The sequence below is a fragment of the Shewanella vaxholmensis genome (assembly GCF_031932135.1).
Taxonomy (GTDB): domain Bacteria; phylum Pseudomonadota; class Gammaproteobacteria; order Enterobacterales; family Shewanellaceae; genus Shewanella; species Shewanella hafniensis.
This window is the reverse complement of the sequence record NZ_JAUOEV010000019.1, coordinates 1-20,264: the sequence shown is the minus strand read 5'-3', so window position 1 is coordinate 20,264 and position 20,264 is coordinate 1. Positions and strand designations below refer to the sequence as shown.

Genomic DNA, 20,264 nt, shown 5'->3' with positions numbered 1-20,264 from the left:
ATGACTAGGCAAGCGAAAATCAAACGGGTAAGCAAACCGCAAAAACCTCAATTGATCCACTGGCGTTTATACGTAGTGGTCGGGTTTGTGTGTGCGTTGTTTTGCAGCCTAGTGGGACGCGCAGCTTACATTCAAATTATCGAGCCCGACAAATTACGTCACGAAAGTGACATGCGAACATTGCGGACCACAAGTCGTGAAGTGCAGCGTGGCTTGATCACCGACCGTAATGGCGACATGCTGGCCGTGAGCGTACCTGTACGAGCCGTCTGGGCCGATCCAAAACAAGTCAATGATAGTAATGGTTTTGCCGATATGCGCCGCTGGCAAGCCTTAGCCGATGTGTTGCATGAGCCCCTCGAAGATTTGTTAGAGCGAGTGCGCAGTAACCCCACCAAACGCTTCACCTACTTGAAACGCCAAATTACCCCTGCGGTTGCGGACTATATTACTCAGCTTAAATTACCCGGTGTATTTCTAAAGTCTGAATCTCGCCGTTATTATCCTGGTGGCGAAATCACGGCTCAGTTAATCGGCATCACTAACATAGATGATGTTGGGATTGAAGGTGTTGAAAATGCATATAATAGTTGGTTAACAGGTACGCCTTCCAAACAAAAAGTGCGTAAGTCACGCGATGGTCATGTCGTCGAGCGTCTCGATATAGTGCAGGAAGGTGAGAGTCCAAATGATCTCGTGCTGAGTATCGATCATAGGATCCAACAATTAGCCTATCGCGAACTAAAACGCACCACTGAGATGAACCAAGCGACTTCGGGTTCCATCGTCGTACTCGATATTCACACGGGTGAAGTCTTGGCAATGGTGAATACGCCTTCGTATAACCCCAATGCGCGCGACAATCTGCAAACCTTCAGAATGCGTAACCGTGCTATGACAGATACCTTTGAGCCGGGTTCGACCATTAAGCCATTTGTGGTTGCCGCAGCGCTTGAAGCTGGCACAGTTAAATCGACCGATATTATTGCCACTTCACCGGGTTGGATGCGTTTAGGCGGCCGCCAAGTACGCGACCCCGCGAACTACGGCGATATGAGTTTGGCGCGTATTTTGGCTAAATCCAGTAACGTCGGCATCAGTAAATTGGCTTTGTCTATTCCGGTGCAGCAACTGCTCGGTACTTATCAATCCATGGGACTTGGCAGCTTTTCGGGAATTAACCTCACGGGTGAAAGCGCTGGCTTGATTCAAGATCGCCACCGCTGGTCAGACTTTGAACGTGCCACCTTGTCGTTTGGTTACGGCTTAACGGCAACAACACTTCAACTTGCGCGCATGTATGCCACTTTAGGCAATGGCGGCACTTTGTTCCCTGTCTCGATAATGAAACTGAAAAAGCCACCTGTCGGTGAGCGAGTCATTTCTGAAAATGTGGCCCACGATGTGATGCAAATGCTGGTCGGTGTAACGGAAAAAGGTGGCACTGGCACCTTAGCACACATCGACGGTTATCCAGTTGCAGGTAAGTCTGGCACAAGTCGCAAGGCAGTTGCTGGTGGTTATGGTGATGATTATGTTGCTTTATTTGCGGGTGTTGCTCCTGCGAATAATCCTAGATTAGCGATAGTGGTGGTAGTGAATGAGCCTAAGGGCGATCTCTATTATGGTGGTTCAGTGGCGGGGCCTGCATTTGCCAAAGTCATGTCTGGCGCACTGCAAATGTTAAACGTTGAACCCATTACCGATAAAGAACAAGTGCAATTGGCGGGAATCGCCGCTGGGAGAGCAGAATGATGTTATTACGGGATTTGCTAGCGCCTTGGCTACATTATGCTGGCGCGCAGTCCTTCAATGATCTGACCTTAGATAGCCGCGCAATACGTCGCGGCGATGTGTTTTTGGCGCTGCCAGGACATAAGGTCGATGGCAGACAGTTTATTGAAAAAGCCTTAGATTTAGGTGCAGCAGGCGTATTAGTTCACACGGATGATGCTGACCAACATGGCAAAGTGTTGCTGGGCGATAATGCCGAGCACGGTGTGCAGATTTATTTCTTTCAGTTAAGTCGTCAGGTATCGGCAATTGCCACCCAGCGTTATCCCTTAGCGCACAAGTCTGCCGTTATGCCATCCCTTGGGGTTATCGGCATTACCGGAACTAACGGTAAAACCTCTACGAGTCAACTCATTGCACAACTGGTGACTTCATTGGGGCGCAAAGCCGCCGTCATGGGAACCCTTGGTAATGGTCTCTGGGGGGCGTTAGTCGATAGCGGTAATACCACAGCCGATGCGATTACCTTAATGCGTCAGTTGCATGAGTTTGAAGCCCAAGGCGCGAGTGTCTGCGCCATGGAAGTGTCAAGTCACGGCTTAGTGCAAGGCCGCGTCGACGCAGTACCATTTGATGTTGCCGTGTTCACTAATCTGACACGCGATCACCTCGATTACCACGGCGATATGGAAAGCTATGCCGCCGCTAAACAAAGCCTATTTCGCTTCAGCACTTTAGGTCACGGTTTATTGAATCTCGACGATGCAGTTGGCGCGTCTTGGTTGACTGAGCTTAAGCCTGCGCCTGCGCAGATTTGGGGTTTTAGTATTGAAGGTCATCAAGGTGCGGCTTTTTATACCAAAAATGCCAAGTTTGACGATCAAGGTGTCAGTGCAACCTTAGTGTGGCCCGAGGGCGAGACTCAAATCCACTCGCCACTTCTTGGTGCCTTTAATCTCTCTAATTTACTCGCGGCGTTATCGGCCTTGTATCTGCAAGGTTTTGATATGAAAGCGTTAGCCGAGCAGGTGCAATATTTAACGCCTGTTGCAGGTCGTATGGAGCGTTTCACTACAGCGGATAACATCACCTTAGTGGTCGATTATGCCCATACACCCGATGCGATCGAACAAGCGTTAAACGCGCTACGTCGCCATTGTGCCGGTGATTTATGGTGCGTGTTTGGTTGTGGCGGCGACCGTGATAAGGGCAAGCGTCCTTTGATGGGCCAAGCTGCTGAACAGTTTGCCGACCGTATTATGGTGACCAGCGACAATGCACGCAGTGAAGATCCCGCGCAAATTATTACCGATATTATCCAAGGGCTTGCAACACCAGAGCAGGCATTGACTCAGGTTGACCGTATCGCAGCAATTAAAGAGGTTGTGGCATTGGCTAAACCTGGCGATGTGATCTTGCTGGCGGGCAAAGGCCACGAAACTTACCAAGAGGCGGCAGGTGTGCGTCATGACTATGATGAACGCGCTCTGGCACGCCAGTTATCGGAGCAATTAAGATGATCCCTCTTTCTCTCGAGACCCTAAGTCAACACTTAGGTACGTTTCGAGTCGGTGACGACGTCACCATCCAAGATTTAAGCAGTGATAGCCGCAAAATCGGCGCTGCAACCCTGTTTGTTGCCTTAAAGGGTGAGCGCTTTGACGGCCATGATTTTGCAGCTACAGCTATTGCGAACGGCGCAGCGGCGTTAATGGTTGAGCGTGAGTTAGCTTTTGATATCCCGCAGCTCATAGTGGCTGATTGTCAAAAAGCCATGGGTGCGATTGGTGCTTATGTTCGTGACCAGATCAATCCGATTTGTGTTGCTTTGACTGGCTCAAACGGCAAAACCAGCGTGAAGGAAATGATCGCGACCATTCTGTCGGCAAAGCATCAAATCCTCTATACCGCTGGCAATTTTAATAATGAGATTGGTGTGCCGCTCACTTTGCTGCGTTTAACGCCAGCGGATGAGTTTGGGATATTCGAGCTCGGCGCTAACCATAAAGGTGAAATCGATTACACCTCGGGACTCGTGCGTCCAAACGTAGCGCTGGTGAATAACGTCGGCAGCGCCCATTTAGAAGGATTTGGATCACAAGCAGGTGTCGCACAGGCGAAGTCAGAGATTTTTAATCATCTGCAGGCCGATGGCACTGCCATCATCAACGCCGATGATGCCTTCGCTGATTTTATGAGCGTTAAGGCAAGACCTTATAAGCAATTGAGCTTCTCCCAGCAAGATGGCGCCGCTAAACGTCATATCGACGTGATAGCGACAGGCCATAAGACTAATGCGGATGGTTGCTATCGTTTTATGCTCAATTATTTAGGTGAATCTTGCCAAGTTGTATTGCCGTTGGCGGGTCGTCATCAGGTGAGTAATGCACTCGCCGCTGCAAGTGTTTGTATTGCTTTGGGATTGAGTTTGACTGAAATATCTGAAGGCTTGAGCCAATTAACGCCAGTGAAAGGACGTATGCAGCCGAGTCAATTGGGGCGCGTGCGTCTAATCGACGATAGCTATAACGCAAATCCTGTGTCCGTTGGCGCTGCGATCGCTTGGTTAAAGGAAATTTCTGAAAATCGCTGTCTGGTACTGGGAGATTTAGGAGAATTAGGCGACAATGCGCCCCTTTTACACGCTGAACTAGGGCAACTGGCCAAGCAACAGGGGATAGATGCCTTGTTTTGCACCGGAACGTTAAGTCAGCATACGAGCCAAGCTTTCGGTGCGGAGCACTATGACAGTGTGGCGACGTTAGTAGAAAAACTCATAAAGCATATTAACCAGTTACCGGGACAGGTAACGGTTCTCGTTAAAGGTTCACGTAGCGCCGCCATGGAGCGGGTCGTGGATGGACTAACAGTAGCCTTCGGGCGTGGGGAGTTAGTGTAAATGCTGGTATATCTGGCCGAGTATTTAACCCGTTTTCATACCGGGTTTAACGTGTTTTCCTATGTGACGTTTCGAGCCATTTTAGGCTTATTAACCGCATTGGTTTTTAGCTTATGGTTTGGCCCTAAACTGATTGAACGTTTGCAATTACTGCAAATTGGTCAGGTCGTGCGTAACGATGGTCCAGAATCACATTTTAGTAAGCGTGGCACGCCGACTATGGGTGGCTTGCTGATATTGGCTGCTATCTTCATCAGTGTGTTGCTGTGGGGCGATCTCGGTAGCCGCTATGTGTGGGTGATGTTGTTTGTGCTCGGTAGTTTCGGTTTGATCGGCTTTATCGACGATTACCGCAAAGTGGTGCGTAAAGACACTAAAGGTTTGATCGCGCGCTGGAAGTACATTCTGCAATCTTTAGCTGCGCTGCTCATTGCTTTTTTCCTGTATGCCACAGCGGCAAATCCAGGTGAAACCCAGTTAGTGGTGCCTTTCTTTAAAGACGTGATGCCGCAACTTGGCGCCGTATTTATCGTATTGGCGTACTTCACGATTGTGGGTTCGAGCAATGCGGTGAACTTAACCGACGGCCTAGACGGTTTGGCAATCATGCCGACGGTAATGGTCGCGGCGGCGTTTGCCTTGATAGCTTATTTATCGGGTCACGCGCAGTTTGCGAACTACTTACATATTCCGCATTTACCCGGTTCGGGTGAGCTTGTGATTGTCTGTACCGCCATTGTCGGTGCGGGTCTGGGCTTTTTGTGGTTCAACACTTACCCTGCGCAAGTCTTCATGGGCGATGTGGGTTCACTGTCATTAGGTGCTGCACTGGGCACAATTGCAGTGCTCGTTCGCCAAGAAATTTTGTTAGTGATCATGGGCGGCGTGTTCGTGATGGAAACCCTGTCAGTCATCCTACAGGTGGGTTCGTACAAGTTACGCGGCCAGCGTATTTTCCGCATGGCGCCGATACACCATCACTATGAGTTAAAAGGCTGGCCTGAACCTCGAGTGATAGTGCGTTTTTGGATTATCTCGATATTCCTCGTCTTACTTGGCTTAGCCACGTTGAAGTTAAGGTAATTGGTTATGCAAAATCAGTATTCACACATAGTGTTAGGTTTAGGGGCAACGGGTTTGTCCGTCGTGCGCTATTTGTGTGGAAAGGGCATTACGCCATTGGTCATGGACAGTCGTCGGCAGCCTCCGGGCGCCGAAACATTAGCGACGTCTTTTCCTGATGTGAAGCTGATTTCTGGCGGATTCGATTGCCGTTATCTCGTGCAAGCGACGCAGATCATTATCAGTCCCGGCATTGCCACTTATACCCCAGAGGTGCGTGCCGCTGTGGATATGGGCATCGAAGTGATTGGCGATGTGGAGCTATTTGCCCGTGAGATTGCTGACCGTAAACCTTGCGTTATCGGTATTACTGGCTCTAACGGTAAATCAACTGTCACTACGCTTGTAGGCGAAATGGCAAGGGAAGCGGGTATTGCCGTTGCCGTTGGTGGCAATATCGGTGTGCCTGCGCTGGATCTACTGCATGAAAATGCCGACTTGTTTGTGCTTGAGTTGTCGAGCTTTCAATTGGAAACCACCCATAGCCTTAAGTGTGTGGTGGCGACCTGTTTGAATATCAGCGAAGACCACATGGATAGATACAGCGATATCGCTGCCTACCGCGAAGCTAAATTACGTTTATACAAACAAAGCCGCGCCGTGCTGTTTAATCGCGACGATAAACTGACCGTACCGCCAGAGCCAATGAACCAAAACAGTTTTGGTTTAGCTGCGCCAGAAGCGGACGAATGGGGTATCAGCGACAGCAAAATTTATCACGGCAGCAGCGAAATCATGCCGATCACTGAAGTCTCCCTGATTGGCAGCCATAACCATGCCAACTTACTCGCAGCAATGGCGCTTGTGGATGCTGTGGGCGTTGATAAACAGGTGATGGCAAAAGTGGCGCGTAGCTTTACCGGCTTATCCCATCGCTGTGAAGTGGTTGGCATTAAGAATGGCGTGACCTATGTCAATGACTCGAAAGCGACGAACGTCGGTGCCACCGTTGCCGCGCTGGATGGTTTGAGTGATCACTTAGGCGATATTATTTTGATTGCTGGCGGCGACGGCAAAGGTGCTGATTTTAAACCTTTAGGCGTGGCGTTAGCGAAAGTAACACACCTCATTACCTTAGGTCGCGATGGCAAAAAGATTGCCGCGTTAAAAGACGGCGCGGTGAAGGTCGACACTATGGCGGCAGCGGTAACGAAGGCCGCTGAATTGGCAACTTCTGGCGATATCGTTTTATTGTCACCAGCCTGCGCCAGTTTAGATATGTACAGTAACTTTATGGCTCGAGGTGACGATTTTAGAAACCTTGTGGAGCAACTCAATGGCGAGTGATGTAAGACAACTCAGCCTATTTGGGCGTTTGCGTTCAGCAATGCCCAATTGGCAACGTGATACCGAAGTGCCGGGCGTGCAATTGTACGACCGCGCTTTGCTCGCGGCTGTGTTGTCATTGATTGGCTTTGGCTTTGTGATGGTGATGTCGGCCTCAATGCCAGAAGCGCAAACGCTCACGGGTAACCCGTTTTATTTTATGACTCGCCATGTGGGTTATTTAGTGGGTTGCTTAGCCATTGCGGCATTTGTATTAAGAGTTGAAATGCAAACTTGGCAGCGCTGGAGTCCCATGCTGCTGCTGGTTGTGGGCTTGATGTTGCTGGCGGTTTTAGTGGTCGGTACTACGGTAAACGGCGCGACGCGTTGGTTATCGATCGGCCCAATTCGCATCCAAGTGGCGGAAGTCGCTAAGTTTGCTTTTGCCATCTACATGGCGGGCTATTTAGTGCGTCGTCATCAGGAAGTGCGCGAGAACGCTAAGGGTTTCTATAAACCGATTGCGGTATTTGCCATTTACGCTGTGCTGATTTTGATGCAGCCCGACTTAGGGACGGTTGTGGTGTTGTTCGTCGGTACCGTTGGCCTGCTGTTTTTAGCGGGTGCACGTTTGCTCGACTTCTTCGCCCTGATTTTTGCCGGCGTGTTGGCGTTTGTGGCTTTGGTGTTATTAGAACCTTACCGTATGCGCCGGGTGACATCGTTTATGGATCCTTGGCAAGATCCCTTTGGTAGTGGTTACCAGTTGACACAATCTTTGATGGCCTATGGCCGTGGTGATTGGTTCGGCCAAGGGCTGGGCAACAGTATTCAGAAATTAGAGTATCTGCCCGAAGCGCACACTGACTTTATCTTTGCCGTGATCGGGGAAGAATTAGGTTTTATCGGTATTATCGCCGTGTTATCTGTGCTGCTGTTTGTGGCGCTGAGATCGATTCGTTTGGGCAATTTGTGCTTAGCCATGGATAAGCCCTTCGAAGGTTATTTAGGTTACGCCATTGGTATTTGGGTATGTTTCCAGACTGTGGTTAATGTCGGCGCGAGTATCGGCATGTTACCGACCAAAGGTCTGACATTACCTTTTATCAGCTATGGCGGCAGTAGTTTATGGGTCATGACGGCGGCAGCCATGATGTTGCTGCGCATTGATTACGAGCGGCGCATGACATTAGTTCAGGCCGTGCAAGGGAGATTGAAGTGATGACCCCAGCAGGAAAACGTATTTTAGTCATGGCGGGTGGTACGGGAGGACATGTGTTCCCGGCGCTGGCTGTGGCTAAGTATCTAGCTCAACAGGGTTGGCAAGTGCGTTGGTTAGGCACGGCCGATCGTATGGAGGCGCGTTTAGTGCCCCAGTATGGATTTGATATTGATTTCATCGATATCAAAGGTGTGCGCGGCAATGGTTTGATACGTAAACTCGCGGCGCCCTTTAAAGTGGTGCGCTCAATATTGCAGGCTAAGGCCGTGATTGCTGAGTTTAAACCCGATGTCGTGCTTGGCATGGGCGGATTCGCCAGTGGCCCAGGTGGTGTGGCGGCAAGATTAGCCGGTATTCCATTGGTTCTGCATGAGCAAAATGCCATCCCAGGGATGACGAATAAGTTGTTGTCGCGGATTGCGACTCAAGTGTTATGTGCCTTTAAAAATACCTTTACCACAGTGAAGGCCAAGGTTGTTGGTAATCCGATTCGCCAAGAATTGATTGCCTTAGGCGCAGAACCAAAGCCAGAGGCTGATGAAGCCTTAAAAGTATTAGTTGTCGGCGGCAGCCTTGGCGCCAAAGTCTTTAACGATCTGATGCCTGAAGCGGTTGCGATTCTGAGTCAGCAGCAGTCCGTTACGGTTTGGCATCAAGTGGGTAAAGATAATCTTGCGGGCGTGAAGGCGGCTTATCAGCAACATGGGCAAGATGGCGGCGTGAATATCGCCGAGTTTATCGACGACATGGAAGCCGCTTATCGCTGGGCTGATGTGGTATTGTGCCGCGCCGGTGCGCTGACGGTGTCTGAGTTAGCGGCGGTGGGGCTACCGAGTATTCTGGTGCCTTATCCCCATGCCGTGGATGATCACCAAACCCGTAACGGCCAAGTATTGGTTGAGGCTGGCGCAGCTTTCCTATTGCCACAGGCCATCTTGGACGTGAATAAACTGGCGAGTAAATTACAACTGCTCGCCAATGACAGAACAGAATTAGCCCGTATGGGCCAAAGAGCAAGAGACGTTGCCGTACTGGATGCGACTGAACAAGTTGCCGCAGTGTGCATCAGCCTTGCTGAGAAAGGATAAGCATGACTAAGACAGAAAGATATGCACAACTGAGAAGCATGATCCCAGAAATGCGCCGTATTAAGCGTATTCACTTCGTCGGCATTGGCGGCGCGGGCATGGGCGGGATCGCCGAAGTGTTAGTGAACGAAGGCTATCAGGTGAGTGGTTCGGATATCGCGCAAAATGCCGTGACCGACAGATTGTGTTTGCTCGGTGCCAAGATCCAAATTGGTCATGCTGCCGAAAACGTGCAGCAAGTGGATGTGGTCGTGGTCTCCACGGCGATTAATCTGGAAAACCCAGAAATCCTTGCTGCCAAAGAATTACGTATTCCTATTGTGCGCCGCGCCGAAATGCTAGCTGAGTTGATGCGTTACCGTCATGGTGTGGCGATTGCTGGCACCCATGGTAAAACGACGACAACGAGCCTTATCGCCAGCGTGTACGGTCAAGCGGGACGGGATCCTACCTTCGTGATTGGTGGCTTGCTCAATAGTGCCGGTACCAACGCCAGATTAGGCACCAGCCGTTACTTGATTGCCGAAGCCGATGAGAGTGATGCGAGCTTCCTGCATTTGCAGCCTATGGTCAGTGTGGTAACTAATATTGAAGCCGATCATATGGATACCTATGGCGGTGATTTCGAGAAATTGAAATCGACCTTCGTGGATTTTCTACATAACTTGCCCTTCTACGGTGTCGCAGTTGTGTGTATCGACGATGCTGTGGTGCGTGAAATCATGCCGCGGATTGGTCGTCAACTCGTGACCTATGGTTTTAGTGACGATGCGGACGTGCAAGCGCTGAATTTCAGTCAGCAAGGGCATCAGTGTCGTTTCACTGTGAGACGTAAAGGCAAAACTGATCTCGATCTGGTGCTGAATTTACCGGGTCAACATAACGTGCTTAATGCCTTAGCTGCGATAGCGGTCGCGACCGAAGATGAAATCGACGACAGCGCCATTACTCAGGCATTAGTGGAGTTCCAAGGCATAGGCCGTCGTTTCCAACACTTGGGCAAGTTTGCTACGCCCAAGGGCGAAGTTATGTTAGTTGATGATTATGGCCATCACCCCAGTGAAGTCGCCGCGACCATTAAAGCCGCCCGTGCAGGTTGGCCCGACAAACGTCTGGTTATGGCGTATCAGCCACACAGATACACACGTACCCGTGATTTGTATGAAGATTTTGTGGAAGTGTTATCTCAAGTGGATTGCTTACTGTTGCTCGATGTTTATAGTGCGGGTGAAGCGCCAATCACAGGTGCCGATGGCCGAGCCTTATGTCGCTCAATTCGCCTGCGTGGCCAGTTAGATCCGATCTTTATCGCCAGTCCTGATCAGCTCGCAGAAGTATTGCCCGATGTATTGCAAGAGGGGGATTTATTACTCACCCAAGGTGCGGGTAATATTGGCGCCCTGTCGCGATTGTTAGCGACGACAGAATTGGGCTTTGCTGTTGCGGAATTACCTGCGCAAGCAAGCTGATCTTTAGCGCTTGATCTGCGAGGAAAAGGAAATTTTGACCAAAGGATTTTGGTCTATATAATGGCCGGTTTTCTGTGGTTTTTAGTGAGTGTCGTTAAAGGTGGAATGAAGCGTGTCTTGGAGTGATAAGAGGCGGCACTGGCGGGCAAGAATGTCACGGGTTAATTGGTATCTGTGGAGCGGGGCTGGCTTTTTATTCTTCATCGTGGCCAGTTTTGTATTTGGTGGATACCAGTTACATAAGTTTTTAAATGATGCCAGCACCTTGCCGATTGAGGCCGTTGCCATCAAAGGTGAGCGGGCTTACACCACAGATAAAGATATACAAGTGGCACTACAGGATTTAATGCAGCGGAGTTTTTTTAGTGCTGACATCACCTTAGTGCAACAGGCGTTAGAAGACTTACCTTGGGTGTATCGCGCGTCGGTAAGACGCGAGTGGCCAGCGAAACTCAGGGTGTATTTGCAAGAGCAGCAACCGGCGGCCCATTGGAATGGCGACTCCTGGTTGAATGTGCATGGTGAAGTGTTTGAAGCGCCATCGCACCCAGAGCTGGAGCATTTACCGCAGTTATCAGGACCAGACGATATGGGGCTTGAGGTATTGACTGTCTATGCACAGATCAACTCCCTGTTAAAGATTAATGGCTTTACCTTAGCCAGTTTGTATTTGACGCCACGACATGCGTGGCACGCGACCTTAGGAAACGGCATCGTTTTAGATTTAGGTCGCGAAGATAAAATTGCACGGATACAGCGATTTATAACTGTTTATCCGGTTTTGGCGAAACAAGATAAATCCGTCGCCAGAGTAGATTTGCGCTACGACACAGGGTTGGCCGTAGGCTGGGGCGATGCACAAACAAGAGAGCCGATAATTAATGATCAAAAACCAAGATAGAAACCTTATCGTCGGATTGGATATAGGAACCTCTAAGGTCGCAGTGATCATAGGCGAAGTTCTGCCCGATGGCGAAATCAGCATAGTCGGCCTTGGCAACCATCCCTCAAGAGGCATGGATAAAGGTGGCGTGAATGATTTAGATTCGATAGTTCGCAGTGTGCAACGTGCGCTCGATCAAGCGGAATTAATGGCGGATTGCCAAGTGTCATCGGTTTACCTGAGCATCTCTGGTAAACACATCGCCTGCCAAAACGAAAACGGCATGGTATCGATCAACGATGAAGAAGTGACACAGGAAGACGTCGATAACGTGATCCACACGGCTCGCTCGGTGAAGATCCCGACCGAACGTCGCATCTTACATGTGCTGCCGCAGGAATATGCGATCGACGTGCAAGACGGCATCCGCAGCCCTATCGGTATGTCCGGCATGCGGATGGAAGCCAAGGTACATATAGTGACTTGCGCCAATGATATGGCGAAGAACATCACTAAGAGCGTTGAGCGTTGTGGCCTTAAGGTCGATGACTTAGTGTTCTCTGGGATTGCTTCAGCCGATGCCGTGCTGACCTTCGATGAGAAAGATTTAGGTGTGTGTATCGTCGATATCGGCGGTGGCACCACAGATATAGCGGTATATACCAACGGCGCCTTGCGTCATTGCGCGGTTGTGCCAGTTGCGGGCAACCAAGTGACCAACGACATTGCGAAGATTTTTCGCACGCCGTCGTCACATGCTGAACAAATTAAAGTGCAATTCGCCTGTGCGCGCAGCTCGATGGTGAGCCGCGAAGACAGTATCGAAGTGCCATCGGTAGGTGGACGTCCATCGCGGAGCATGTCACGTCACACGCTCGCCGAAGTAGTAGAACCAAGATACCAAGAGCTGTTTGAGTTAGTGCTCAAAGAGCTGAAAGACAGTGGCTTAGAAGATCAAATCGCCGCAGGTATTGTGCTCACTGGTGGCACAGCGTCGATTCAAGGTGTGGTCGATATCGCAGAAGCGACATTCGGCATGCCAGTTCGCGTAGCATCACCGCTACCGATCAAAGGTTTATATGAATACGTGGACCAGTCTATTTACTCCACTGGAGTCGGACTGCTTCATTACGGTGCACGACGGGTGATCGAACGTCAGTTCGAACGTCCTGAGCGCCAAGGGGTAACTAGCGCTTGGAATCGGGTCCAAAGCTGGTTTAAGGGCGAATTTTAATTTTCATAACGCAGGCAACACGGAGATCAGACAATGTTTGAGATCATGGATACTCACTCAGACGACGCGGTGATTAAAGTCATCGGCGTTGGCGGCGGCGGCGGTAACGCTGTCGAACATATGGTCAAACACAACATTGAAGGTGTTGAGTTTATCGTTACCAATACAGACGCTCAGGCCCTGAGAAAATCAGGTGCAGGCTCAACGATTCAATTAGGACGCGATGTCACTAAAGGTCTCGGAGCTGGGGCAAACCCAGACGTGGGTCGTGCAGCAGCTGAAGAAGACCGCGAAAACATTCGCGCAGCAATCAAAGGCTCTGACATGATCTTTATCGCTGCCGGTATGGGCGGTGGTACAGGTACAGGTGCGGCGCCCGTTGTTGCTCAAATCGCTCGCGAAGAAGGTATTCTGACCGTTGCGGTTGTGACTAAGCCTTTCCCATTCGAAGGGAAAAAGCGTATGGCTTATGCCGAGCAAGGTATTGCTGAGCTCGCTAAGCACGTGGATTCGTTAATCACGATTCCAAATGAAAAATTATTAAAAGTATTGGGCCGTGGCACTTCTTTACTCGATGCGTTCGCCGCAGCGAATAACGTGTTACTTGGCGCGGTACAAGGTATTGCCGAGCTTATCACTCGTCCAGGTCTGATTAACGTCGACTTCGCCGACGTGAAGACTGTGATGTCTGAAATGGGTAATGCCATGATGGGTACAGGCGTCGCTCGCGGTGAAGACCGTGCAGAAGAAGCGGCTGAAGCCGCTGTTGCCAGCCCATTATTAGAAGACATCGACTTAGCCGGTGCGCGTGGTGTGTTAGTTAACATCACTGCGGGTATGGACATGAGTATCGAAGAATTCGAAACCGTGGGTAATCACGTTAAGGCTTATGCCTCTGACAACGCGACTGTGGTTGTTGGTGCTGTCATCGACCCAGAAATGAGTGATGAGCTGCGTGTAACGGTTGTTGCTACGGGTATTGGTGCTGAAAAGCGTCCAGATATTCAATTGGTGTCTAAGCCTGCGCCTCGTCCAGAGCCAGTGGTTGTGGAACCAAAAGTCGAAGCCTATGTCGAAGAAGCGGTACATGTGAACTACGCTGCGCCAAAAGGCAACGTATTGCCAGCGGCACCACAGCCAGCGCCACAGCCTGCACCATCGACAAAGCATGAGTTGGATTATCTTGATATTCCAGCATTTTTGCGTAAGCAAGCCGACTAGCGATAGCGTTTGAGTCCAGCGTATATGTGAGGTGTTGTTCGTTTTGGGCAATACCACAGCATAGCTGCATTTGTGTGACATAATAAAGTTATGTTATTATGTTGAACCAGTGCGGCCAATTTGCCGACGCTGAGTGTACAAATATTAGGCTTTATAATTGGCATATAAACGGGTAACTGAATGATATTTCAAAGAACTGTTCAGAAAATGGTGAAAACTACTGGTGTCGGATTGCATTCTGGCAACAAGGTCACTTTGAGCATAATGCCCGCGCCCGTTAATTCAGGGATCGTACTCGTGCGCACCGATTTGAGTCCTGCCGTCGCCATTCCAGCGAAGGCGGAGCAAGTTCGTGAAACCACTATGTGTACGGCACTTGTCAATGACGAAGGTATTCGTATCTCGACCATTGAGCATTTATTTGCAGCACTTGCGGGTTTAGGCATAGATAACGCCGTAATCGAAGTGGACGCGCCTGAAATTCCTATTATGGATGGCAGTGCGAGCCCGTTCGTCTTCTTATTGCAGTCTGCGGGTATTAAAGAGCAGGCCGCACCTAAGAAATACTTAAAGATTAAGCGCCCTGTGCGTGTTGAAGATGGCGACAAATGGGCCGAGCTGAAACCCTTTAAAGGTTTTAGAGTCAATTTTAAAATTGACTTCGCGCACCCAGAAATCGCTCGTAGCCAACAGCATGTGGTGATGGACTTTTCAACGTCTGCTTTCGTGAAAGATATCAGCCGCGCCCGTACTTTTGGGTTTATGCGTGATATCGAATATCTGCGAGCCAACAACCTAGCGTTGGGCGGCAGCATGGAAAACGCAGTTGTACTTGATGAATATCGCGTCCTTAATCCCGACGGCCTGCGTTATGAGGACGAATTTGTTAAGCACAAAATTCTAGATGCGTTTGGTGATCTATATGTGGCAGGACACGCTATTTTAGGTGAGTTTACTGCGTATAAAACCGGTCATGCGCTGAACAACCAATTGGTGCGTGCTTTATTGGCGCAACAGGATGCGTGGGAGTTGGTTAGCTTTGAAAAAGAAGCCGATGTTCCCGTCAGCTTTACCGTGCCATGTGGCGCTGTATTTGCTTAAAAAGCGGTGAGATTATTTATCACGGCTGGCCAATGAGGCCAGCCGTTTTAGTTTTTCGCCCAGTGAACCGCCAATATTTTCCGCTAATGCCGCAATATGCTCCGCTGCCGCAGGGCTTAATTCTTTGTGTGCCTGTTTAGGCTTTGCGTCATACATTGCTAATCTCGGGTTGACTTTAACTTCGATTGCGGTAAGGATTGGGAGCGTTTCTGCTTGAAGCTGCGCTAGTAGCTTCGGCTTTTGGAAATTAATTCGTGCAGCCCAGGCCGCCGAAGTGGTTTCAACCACAAGAACACCCTGGCGGAAATTAGCGACTTTTAGCTGCTCCGCAACAGGACCTGCGATAATCTGCTTCACATGCTGATTCAGATACATAAGTAGTTCCGCTTTCTCAGCAAGGTCGGGTAATTTGCCCGATTGATGCAGTAATTGGCTGAGATCTTGAGGGGGCTTTTTCATATGATAATAAGATGGCTGAATTAGGCTATGAGTGTAACAGTATTTATTCAAGGTCGGAATGGCGTCACACGCTGGCAGCCCAGTAAACGCTGGTTGCTACTTCCAATACTATTGTTGGCCACTGGGTCCGGTATTTATCAACACAACTCAGCTCGATTTCAAGATCAGCAAGCCAGTGTCGATAACGATCGTCTCGTGCGCGAACAACAAAAGAAACAAGTCTTAGAGCTAAAAAGTGCTACCGAGTCTCAACTGGCCATGCTAGTGACTCATGTTGCACGTATGCAAGCCAAGATCACCCGTCTCGAAGCCTTAGGTCAACAGGTCGCCCAGCAGAACAAATTGGATGAAGATTTTGATTTCTCATCCGAAGTTGGTGTGGGTGGTTTGAGCGAATTAGGCACTAACATCGAGCTCGGACAGCTTATCGACGATATGGATAAGTTGGCATCACGAATTGACAATAATAATGTTCAGCTATCACTACTTGAAACAGTGTCATCTAACCACCATATAGATGATGAACGTTATATATCAGGGATCCCACTCGATAAAGGTTGGTTATCGTCGCCCTACGGATTACGTAATGACCCTTTCAACGGTCGCAGGACTGTGCATAAGGGGATTGATTTTACCGGCCGAGAAGGGGCCAAAGTTGTTGCGACTGCTGCAGGCGTAGTAACTTGGGCTGGGAACATGTTCGGTTATGGCGAGTTGGTCGAAATAGACCATGGTAACGGTTTACATACGCGTTATGGCCATAATAAAGCTTTGTCAGTGACTGTAGGTGATGTGGTCGCAAAAGGCGATGCAATCGCCAGTATGGGAAGCACTGGGCGCTCAACTGGGGCTCATGTGCATTATGAAGTGTTGCGCGGCGGACAGCAGATAGATCCACAAAAGTTTGTCTACCGCAAAGCAAGTTAATTGAAACATTGGCTTCTAGTTTCCATCATGGACTTGGCCTACAGAGAATAAGTGATTCAGATGTTTGGTAAATTACTGACAAAAGTATTTGGTAGTCGCAACGACCGCACCCTTAAAGGGCTTCAAAAGATCGTTATTAGCATTAACGCACTAGAAGCTGATTATGAAAAATTAACCGATGAAGCTTTAAAAGCGAAAACCGCTGAGTTCCGTGAGCGTTTAGCTGCCGGCGCTTCATTAGATAGCATCATGGCTGAAGCTTTTGCGACAGTGCGTGAAGCGTCTAAGCGCGTATTTGACATGCGCCACTTCGACGTACAGTTACTCGGTGGTATGGTGCTCGACAGTAACCGTATTGCAGAGATGCGTACTGGTGAAGGTAAAACCTTAACGGCAACCTTGCCCGCTTACTTAAACGCATTGACGGGCAAAGGCGTTCACGTGATTACCGTGAACGATTACTTAGCACGTCGTGATGCCGAGAATAACCGTCCACTGTTTGAGTTCCTCGGTTTAACCGTCGGCATCAACGTGGCAGGTTTGGGCCAGCATGAAAAGAAAGCCGCTTACAACGCCGATATCACTTACGGGACCAACAACGAGTTTGGTTTCGATTATCTGCGCGATAACATGGCGTTTTCACCGCAAGAACGGGTACAACGTCCGTTGCATTACGCCCTAATCGATGAAGTGGATTCAATCTTAATCGACGAAGCACGTACACCGCTGATTATCTCTGGTGCCGCTGAAGACAGCTCTGAGCTTTACATCAAGATCAACCTGCTTATCCCAAATCTTATCCGTCAGGATAAAGAAGACTCTGAAGAGTATGTGGGTGAAGGTGACTACAGCATCGATGAAAAAGCCAAACAAGTGCATTTCACCGAACGTGGTCAAGAAAAAGTAGAGAACCTGCTGATCGAGCGCGGCATGTTAGCCGAAGGTGACTCACTCTATTCTGCTGCAAATATTTCCCTGTTACATCATGTTAATGCGGCGCTCCGTGCGCACACGCTGTTTGAGCGTGATGTGGATTACATAGTACAAGACAACGAAGTCATCATAGTCGATGAACACACGGGTCGTACTATGCCAGGTCGTCGTTGGTCAGAAGGCTTACATCAAGCTGTCGAAGCCAAAGAAGGCGTGCACATTCAAAACGAAAACCAAACATTGGCTTCGATCACTTTCCAGAACTACTTCCGTCAATACGAGAAGCTGGCAGGTATGACAGGTACAGCCGACACTGAAGCGTTCGAATTCCAACACATCTATGGATTAGACACAGTTGTTGTGCCGACTAACCGTCCAATGGTGCGTAAGGATATGGCGGATTTGGTTTACCTGACCGCCGATGAAAAATATCAAGCTATCATCAAAGACATTAAAGATTGCCGCGAACGTGGTCAGCCAGTATTGGTGGGTACAGTCTCAATCGAACAGTCTGAACTGTTAGCGCGCTTAATGGTGCAGGAAAAGATCCCGCACGAAGTCTTAAATGCTAAATTCCACGAACGAGAAGCTGAAATCGTCGCGCAAGCTGGCCGTACTGGTTCAGTGACTATTGCGACGAACATGGCAGGTCGTGGTACCGACATCGTGCTTGGCGGCAACTGGAACATGGAAATCGATGAACTCGATAATCCAACCGCTGAGCAAAAAGCTAAGATCAAAGCCGATTGGCAAATTCGTCATGATGAAGTCGTCGCCGCGGGTGGTTTGCACATCCTAGGTACCGAACGTCACGAATCACGCCGTATCGATAACCAGTTACGTGGTCGTGCGGGTCGTCAAGGTGACGCGGGTTCATCACGTTTCTACCTGTCGATGGAAGATAGCTTAATGCGCATCTTCGCCTCGGATCGTGTCTCTGGCATGATGAAAAAGCTGGGTATGGAAGAGGGCGAAGCGATCGAGCATCCATGGGTGTCTCGTGCAATCGAAAACGCTCAACGTAAAGTTGAAGCACGTAACTTTGATATTCGTAAGCAATTACTTGAATTTGATGACGTCGCTAACGATCAGCGCCAAGTGGTTTACGCTCAGCGCAACGAGTTGATGGATGCTGAAAGTATTGAAGATACTATCCAAAACATTCAAGACGATGTGATTGGCGCGGTCATCGATCAGTATATTCCACCACAATCAGTAGAAGAGCTGTGGGATATCCCAGGTTTAGAGCAACGTCTACACCAAGAGTTTATGCTCAAACTACCTATCCAGGAATGGTTAGATAAAGAAGACGATCTGCATGAAGAGAGTCTACGTGAGCGTATTATCACTGCTTGGGGCGATGCGTATAAGGCAAAAGAAGAAATGGTTGGCGCGCAAGTGCTACGCCAGTTCGAGAAAGCCGTTATGCTACAAACGCTCGATGGTCTGTGGAAAGAACACTTAGCGGCGATGGACCATCTGCGTCAAGGTATCCACTTACGTGGTTACGCACAGAAAAATCCAAAGCAAGAATATAAGCGTGAGTCGTTTGAGTTATTCCAACAACTATTGAATACCTTGAAACACGACGTCATCAGTGTGCTGTCGAAAGTACAAGTTCAAGCTCAGTCAGATGTGGAAGAAATGGAAGCGCGTCGTCGTGAAGAAGATGCCAAGATCCAGCGCGACTATCAACACGCAGCGGCAGAGTCGCTTGTTGGCGGTGGTGATGAGCATGAAGCTGTCACTGCGCAAGCACCGATGATCCGCGATGGTGAGAAAGTGGGTCGTAACGATCCTTGTCCTTGTGGCTCAGGTCGCAAGTACAAACAATGTCACGGCAAGTTAAGTTAATCTGCTGACAGATTAAGCCTACTGAATAAGTAGAATAGAACGCACACTAAAGGCAACTTATCTAAGTTGCCTTTTTATTTCCTCTTTAATAAGCCTAGCGCGACTCTCGTGTCATCCGGATTACATTCTTACTCTTCTTTATATAGCTAATCGTCGTTATTCCCCATTGAACATCATTTCACTCTCATCGATAGCCATTAAAGCAAACCCATCGCTGTAGCAAATTTAACCGTTAAAACCCATTTTGTGGATAAGTCTGAGGATAAAGTGGGGGTATTGTGTGACTAACTGAAAGTATTAAAAAAAGATCCATTTTTCTCAAAAAAGCCCTTGCGGACTTTCTCAATCTCCCTATAATGCGCATCCACTGACACGGCAGACAGCGTAACGCAAGTTAAGCAAAGAAAGCCAAGCAGTTCATCGGTTAGCGAGCTAAACGATGAGTGTTGAGAAAGTTGAAAAAACTACTTGACGCACTAACGGGAATGCGTAGAATACGCAGCCCTGACCCGCTGAAAACTCAGTGTGTGGTCAACGCTCTTTAACAATTTATCAAGCAAATCTGTGTGGACACTCACAGGTGTTGAGTTAATCGAAACTGCTTAACCTTCGGGTTGGCAGTCAAAATTTAAATCAACCAATTCTTTCACGAGAGTGATGAGTGTTCATAGCAATATGTACAAAGACTTACTACTTATTTTCGAATAAATAGGAGTCGAACAGAATTCGTTGAGCCGTTTGACGTAAGTCAAACAACAAAACTTTAATTGAAGAGTTTGATCATGGCTCAGATTGAACGCTGGCGGCAGGCCTAACACATGCAAGTCGAGCGGCAGCACAAGGGAGTTTACT

The 20,264-nt window shown here is 49.0% G+C and carries 15 protein-coding genes and 1 rRNA gene; 15 read left to right on the top strand and 1 reads right to left on the bottom strand.

What is annotated here, in order from left to right; translation table 11 throughout:
* The 12 genes from Q4Q46_RS15675 (at position 1) to lpxC (ending at position 15,239) form a co-directional block, all read left to right on the top strand.
* Positions 1-1,755 carry a penicillin-binding transpeptidase domain-containing protein gene (locus Q4Q46_RS15675; RefSeq protein ID WP_105251191.1) on the top strand — a complete coding sequence of 585 codons (1,755 nt, stop codon included), beginning with the start codon at positions 1-3 and terminating at the stop codon, positions 1,753-1,755.
* Entirely contained in the window at positions 1,752-3,254 is a 1,503-nt protein-coding gene (gene murE, locus Q4Q46_RS15670) for a UDP-N-acetylmuramoyl-L-alanyl-D-glutamate--2,6-diaminopimelate ligase (RefSeq protein WP_311906417.1), read from the top strand. Before Q4Q46_RS15675 ends, murE begins: the two co-directional genes overlap by 4 nt.
* On the top strand, positions 3,251-4,633 hold the full coding sequence (locus Q4Q46_RS15665; protein WP_263168648.1) for a UDP-N-acetylmuramoyl-tripeptide--D-alanyl-D-alanine ligase: 1,383 nt from the start codon (positions 3,251-3,253) through the stop codon (positions 4,631-4,633). Before murE ends, Q4Q46_RS15665 begins: the two co-directional genes overlap by 4 nt.
* A complete protein-coding gene (mraY, locus tag Q4Q46_RS15660) occupies positions 4,634-5,716 on the top strand; it encodes a phospho-N-acetylmuramoyl-pentapeptide-transferase (protein ID WP_006079891.1) in 1,083 nt (360 codons plus the stop codon).
* A gap of 6 nt (positions 5,717-5,722) precedes the next feature.
* Positions 5,723-7,042 (top strand): UDP-N-acetylmuramoyl-L-alanine--D-glutamate ligase, encoded by a 1,320-nt coding sequence (gene murD / locus Q4Q46_RS15655; protein ID WP_006079892.1) that lies wholly within the window; start codon positions 5,723-5,725, stop codon positions 7,040-7,042.
* Positions 7,032-8,243, top strand: a complete 1,212-nt coding sequence (gene ftsW / locus Q4Q46_RS15650; RefSeq protein WP_006086699.1) for a cell division protein FtsW — start codon at positions 7,032-7,034, stop codon at positions 8,241-8,243. Before murD ends, ftsW begins: the two co-directional genes overlap by 11 nt.
* A complete protein-coding gene (murG, locus tag Q4Q46_RS15645; RefSeq protein ID WP_259570521.1) occupies positions 8,243-9,331 on the top strand; it encodes an undecaprenyldiphospho-muramoylpentapeptide beta-N-acetylglucosaminyltransferase in 1,089 nt (362 codons plus the stop codon). The genes ftsW and murG overlap by 1 nt, the downstream gene beginning before the upstream one ends.
* Positions 9,332-9,333: 2 nt before the next feature.
* The gene (gene murC / locus Q4Q46_RS15640) at positions 9,334-10,800 is read left to right on the top strand and encodes a UDP-N-acetylmuramate--L-alanine ligase (RefSeq protein WP_311906416.1); all 1,467 of its coding nucleotides are present in this window, start codon (positions 9,334-9,336) and stop codon (positions 10,798-10,800) included.
* Positions 10,801-10,951: 151 nt separating this feature from the next.
* The gene (locus Q4Q46_RS15635) at positions 10,952-11,701 is read left to right on the top strand and encodes a cell division protein FtsQ/DivIB (RefSeq protein ID WP_311906415.1); all 750 of its coding nucleotides are present in this window, start codon (positions 10,952-10,954) and stop codon (positions 11,699-11,701) included.
* On the top strand, positions 11,682-12,917 hold the full coding sequence (gene ftsA, locus Q4Q46_RS15630) for a cell division protein FtsA (RefSeq protein ID WP_006079897.1): 1,236 nt from the start codon (positions 11,682-11,684) through the stop codon (positions 12,915-12,917). Before Q4Q46_RS15635 ends, ftsA begins: the two co-directional genes overlap by 20 nt.
* A gap of 33 nt (positions 12,918-12,950) precedes the next feature.
* On the top strand, positions 12,951-14,138 hold the full coding sequence (ftsZ, locus tag Q4Q46_RS15625) for a cell division protein FtsZ (protein WP_006079898.1): 1,188 nt from the start codon (positions 12,951-12,953) through the stop codon (positions 14,136-14,138).
* A gap of 180 nt (positions 14,139-14,318) precedes the next feature.
* Positions 14,319-15,239, top strand: coding sequence for a UDP-3-O-acyl-N-acetylglucosamine deacetylase (lpxC, locus tag Q4Q46_RS15620; protein WP_311906414.1), 921 nt, complete (start codon positions 14,319-14,321; stop codon positions 15,237-15,239).
* A 12-nt stretch (positions 15,240-15,251) separates the two neighbouring features.
* On the opposite strand, the gene Q4Q46_RS15615 is transcribed toward lpxC, so the two are convergent.
* Positions 15,252-15,698, bottom strand: a complete 447-nt coding sequence (locus Q4Q46_RS15615; protein ID WP_311906413.1) for a DUF721 domain-containing protein — start codon at positions 15,696-15,698, stop codon at positions 15,252-15,254.
* Between the two features lie 27 nt (positions 15,699-15,725).
* Here Q4Q46_RS15615 and Q4Q46_RS15610 point away from each other — a divergent pair, with 27 nt between their 5' ends.
* The 3 genes from Q4Q46_RS15610 to Q4Q46_RS15600 all read left to right on the top strand — a co-directional run.
* Entirely contained in the window at positions 15,726-16,625 is a 900-nt protein-coding gene (locus Q4Q46_RS15610; protein WP_006079901.1) for a M23 family metallopeptidase, read from the top strand.
* A gap of 60 nt (positions 16,626-16,685) precedes the next feature.
* A complete protein-coding gene (secA, locus tag Q4Q46_RS15605) occupies positions 16,686-19,412 on the top strand; it encodes a preprotein translocase subunit SecA (protein ID WP_311906457.1) in 2,727 nt (908 codons plus the stop codon).
* A 764-nt stretch (positions 19,413-20,176) separates the two neighbouring features.
* Positions 20,177-20,264: ribosomal RNA gene (locus Q4Q46_RS15600) — 16S ribosomal RNA — on the top strand; the annotation flags it as partial.